Annotated in this window: 5 protein-coding genes; 4 read left to right on the top strand and 1 reads right to left on the bottom strand. The window is 33.2% G+C overall.

What is annotated here, in order from left to right:
* Positions 1 to 199: 199 nt before the first annotated feature.
* Positions 200 to 1,006: a hypothetical protein gene (locus VIL26_01650; protein ID HEY8389648.1), complete on the bottom strand. Its 807-nt coding sequence runs from the start codon at positions 1,004 to 1,006 to the stop codon at positions 200 to 202.
* 96 nt (positions 1,007 to 1,102) lie between these two features.
* On the opposite strand from VIL26_01650, the gene nadD reads away from it, so the two are divergent.
* From nadD to deoC, 4 genes are all read left to right on the top strand, one after another.
* Positions 1,103 to 2,245, top strand: coding sequence for a nicotinate (nicotinamide) nucleotide adenylyltransferase (nadD, locus tag VIL26_01655; protein ID HEY8389649.1), 1,143 nt, complete (start codon positions 1,103 to 1,105; stop codon positions 2,243 to 2,245).
* A complete protein-coding gene (gene rsfS / locus VIL26_01660; GenBank protein HEY8389650.1) occupies positions 2,235 to 2,585 on the top strand; it encodes a ribosome silencing factor in 351 nt (116 codons plus the stop codon). Before nadD ends, rsfS begins: the two co-directional genes overlap by 11 nt.
* Positions 2,586 to 2,598: 13 nt before the next feature.
* Positions 2,599 to 3,516 carry a phosphatase PAP2 family protein gene (locus tag VIL26_01665; protein ID HEY8389651.1) on the top strand — a complete coding sequence of 306 codons (918 nt, stop codon included), beginning with the start codon at positions 2,599 to 2,601 and terminating at the stop codon, positions 3,514 to 3,516.
* Between the two features lie 135 nt (positions 3,517 to 3,651).
* A partial coding sequence (gene deoC, locus VIL26_01670; protein ID HEY8389652.1) for a deoxyribose-phosphate aldolase occupies positions 3,652 to 4,296 on the top strand: 645 nt, incomplete at its 3' end.

A 4,296-nucleotide genomic window follows, 5' to 3' on the forward strand; every position in this document is an offset into this window, starting at 1 on the left:
CCAGACTCTTTGGCGTATTTTCAACGGTCTTTAAATGAGTTGGGCATAAACAAAGCCTTAAAAGAAAAAGGCATCAAAAACGGCGATACAGTAAGAATGCTTGACACCGAATTTGAATGGTTTGATTAGTAAAGACTTTGAGAGCTAATTAGATATTAAAATTATTTTATTATGACCAGATATACTTTAAAATTTAGTTTTAAAGTATATTTTCTTTTTCTTTAACAAAATCAAAATCCTTTAATGCAATCAAAGCCATAATCATCAGAATAGTTGCTATTATTCGGTAATATATAGAATACGCTATAAAAAAGCTTGAAAACAATAAAAGTAAAGATGAGAAGAAATAGCCTTTTACGCGCTTTTTGGATAGAGCGATAGCAGCTAATTCTCTTAGCTTGTATTTTTTAGGATATTTGCTGATTTTTAAATTTATTTCAGGGTACATATCATACTTTTTCATCAATTCATATACTTTTTTGTCGTCATAAATAATAATATCAAGACCTATAATTGATGCTGCAAAACTATAAGCAAGCGGGTTAGCACCGTTGGAAAGTATCAAAAGTTTTTTAACGCCCAAATCCTTAGCGTCTTTTATAATATCAGCTACGTTATTGGGTGCTAATTTACTGGTAGAAAACTTCATAAACACAGCCAGTTTATCTTCACCTTTTTGAATTATCAAACAGTTTTTTTCTGTTTTAACTGGATGGCGGGTAGAAAGCATTTTGTTAAAAAAATTGATATTTGCTGAATTGCTGTTCAGGCACAGTTGATTCATTATCTGCTCTTTTTTATCTTTTTCTGTTTCTTGATTTTTAAGTTTGAATTTTTTTGCAAAAACCACATCAAAAATAATAATCATGCTAACTATAATAACAGAGGTAAAGATAATGGCTTTGGTTAGGCTCTCTATATAATATTTTATCCATACGAATATTATCAAAGCCGCCAAAGCTCTTGCAAAAATATAATCAAAAATGCGTGAAATTTTGTTGGTCATATATAGATATCCTTTTTTTTAATTATTGACAAAATTTCCGAATTATAAACAAAACATCTTTTCAAAAACTAATTATAATAGTATAATAAAAACATAATGAGGCTAATAATTTTTGGAGGTACTTTTGATCCTCCGCACAATGGACATGTTGAAATTTTAAATTCATTAAAACATTATGAAGACGATAGAATAATTGTATTACCCAATTATCTACCTCCGCACAAGTCAGCCAATGCTACTTCTCAAGATAGGCTTAATATGTGCAGGCTTGCTTTTCCTGATTATGAGATAAGTGATTATGAAATAAATAAAGGAGGCAAGAGTTACACTTATCAGACATTGCAATATTTTAAAGATCAGTATAATCTTGATCAGGACAGTCTGTTATATGTAATTGGCGCTGACAGCATGAGAGACCTAAAAACGTGGAATAGTCCGCAAAAGCTGGCTGAACTTGCGACATTTTATGTAATTAAAAGACCGCATTACCAAAACACAGGACAGGATATAGAAGAATTCAAAAAACTCTACGGCGGAAAAATAATTTTATCTGATATTATTGGACAAGATATATCATCTACCGAAATTAGATTGAGAAATGCTTTTGATTCTATTGATGATTTTGTACCCAAAGATGTGGCACAATACATAAAGCAAAATTGCTTATATAACAGATACAAAGTCATTACTGATATGTATCCTAAACTTAACTTACCCAAGAAGAGGATAGCGCATATTTTGTCTGTAGCATTGACAGCATTAAAACTTGGATATATCTACAAAGCCGATTCTGAAAGCGTTATCTTAGCCGCTTTATTCCATGACATAGGAAAAAGCCTTAATTTGAAAAAAGCGTATGAATTGGGACTTAATATCACTCATTATACTATAGAATTGCCTGCTGTGTGCAGACATGCTGATTTTGGTGCTGAGATTGCAAGAAAATATTTTGGAATTAAAGATGAAGATATTCTCAATGCCATAAAATACCATACAACAGCGCGCGCAAATATGTCATTATTGGAAAAAATAATCTTTCTGGCAGATTATATTGAGCCTACGCGAACCACGCCTGGACTAGAACCCATAGTACAAACAGCCCAATATGACATAGATAAAGCTGTTTTTATGACTATTAAAAAAACTATGGATTATTTGACCAGTCAAAATTTTGAAATTACACCTGCTATGAAAAGTGCTTATGAATTTTACTTTAAGGAGATAACAAGTGGAGTCTAAAGAATTAGCCCTAAATATTTGTGGAATTTTGAGTTCTAAAAAAGCAAAAGATATTACTATGATAGATGTCAATCATATGACCATAATCGCCGATTATTTTGTTTTGGCGTCAGCGACATCTACAACTGCTGTTAAGGCATTAGCTCAGGAATTAGAATTTCAAATGGGCGAAAAATACAACCGCAATCCGTTAAGAATGGAAGGTATACAAGAAGGCAGATGGATTGCAATTGACTTTGGAGAAGTTATTGTCCACATTTTTTATGAAGAAACCAGAAAGTTTTATCAATTAGAAAGACTTTGGACCGATGGCGAAAATGTAACTGTTTATCAGGATTAAGGAATTTAATTTAATGACTTGGGAAATCGAAATTATTAAGACATTGCAAAAAATTTCAAACAGCTTTTTTGACACGTTATTTTTGGGTATAACCAAACTTGGTGAAGAAATAGCCTTTATTATGGTTATGGTAGTTATACTCTGGTGTTTTGACAAAAGATTTGGACTTTTTATGGGCCTTAATTTTTTATTTGCTGCTTTGACTATCAATGTCTTAAAAAATGTTATAAAAAGACCGAGACCTTTTTCTAATGACAATTCACTTTCTATAGGCAAGCAAACACACGGCTATTCTTTTCCTAGCGGACATACCCAAAGCGCCGCTTCAATTTATACACTTTTGGGATTCCATTATGGATTACGCAAAAAACGCGTATGGTTTTGCGTGCTTATGTTTTTGATTGTTGTTTTGGTAGGGCTGTCAAGAATGTACTTAGGACAGCATTATTTGACTGATGTACTAGTCGGCTTTGCTATCGGAACGATGATATCAATAGCTGTATATTATATTTTTTCGCTTATGAAAGACAAGGAAGAATATTGGGCATTACTTATCATTCCTTTTTCTATAATATTAATGGCGATTTTTAATACTGAAGCAGTTCACAAAGATTTCTTTGTAGCTGGCGGAGTATCTATTTCTGTTGCCATAGGCTATCTTTTGGAGAAAAAGTATATTCGTTATGATGTTCGTCAAGAATTATGGTGGGTACAGATTCTAAAAGTTATTTTCGGAGTGGCGGTTGCTTTTGGCATAAAAGAAGGATTGAAGCCTTTGTTTAATATGTGGGGGCTTGGTTTGTTTGCAAGTTCATTTATAAGATATTTTTTGGTGGGGCTTTGGTGCAGTCTTGGGGCAATGGCAGTATTCAAATACGGACTAGGCGGAATAAAAAAAGCTATTATCAACAAGTCCGAAGCAGCGAAATAATAAAGAATTATTAAGATTATCTTTAACATATTGTGATAATGTTATCTTTGGTATATAATAAGCAAAATAATATTTGAATACTTGGATATAAAAACACCAATAGTTAAATATCTTATACACTAAGGAGAAATTTTTATGATAGATTATACAAAAAGCAGAGAAGTTATAGAAATAATTGATTCAACATTATTGCGTGCGGATGTAGTTGATGCAGATATAGAAAAATTATGCAATGACGCCAAAGAATATGAGTTTGCGGCAGTTATAGTCAATCCATTGCATGTAAAAAAGGCAAGAAAGCTTTTGCGTGGCTCTCCTGTAAAAGTAGGTACGGTTGTAGCTTTTCCTTTGGGAGAAGAATTTACCAACATAAAAGTTATGCAGGTTAAGAAAGCAATAAGAGCAGGTGCGCAAGACGTTGATGTGGTAGCGCCTATTTCCCAAATAAAACAGGGCAATTGGGAATACATCGCTAAGGAAATCAAAAAGATCAAGAAAGCAGCGCGCGGCAAGACTGTTAAGATGATCATTGAAACAGGTCTTTTGACACGCGAAGAAATAATAAAAATGACCGAACTTTGCGTTCAAGGCGGCATAAGGTTCATAAAGACAGGAACAGGATACCAAAGCCCTGCCGATGCAGAATCAATTAAGTTGATAATACGCACAATCAAAGCTACTCAGCGAAGCGAAAGCGCGCTTGGAGTAGATAAAGACCAAAACATTGTTGAGGTAAAAGCAAGCGGAGGTATTAAGACGCTAGAACAGGCTTTGGAATTT

The sequence above is a fragment of the Clostridia bacterium genome (assembly GCA_036562685.1).
In the GTDB taxonomy this organism is placed as follows: domain Bacteria; phylum Bacillota; class Clostridia; order Christensenellales; family DUVY01; genus DUVY01.

What these genes read in the sequence shown, in the direction of transcription:
- VIL26_01665 (HEY8389651.1), top strand. Translation starts at nt 2,599, where the DNA reads ATGACTTGGGAAATCGAAATTATTAAGACATTGCAAAAAATTTCAAAC.
- VIL26_01650 (HEY8389648.1), bottom strand. Translation starts at nt 1,006, where the DNA reads ATGACCAACAAAATTTCACGCATTTTTGATTATATTTTTGCAAGAGCT.
- nadD (HEY8389649.1), top strand. Translation starts at nt 1,103, where the DNA reads ATGAGGCTAATAATTTTTGGAGGTACTTTTGATCCTCCGCACAATGGA.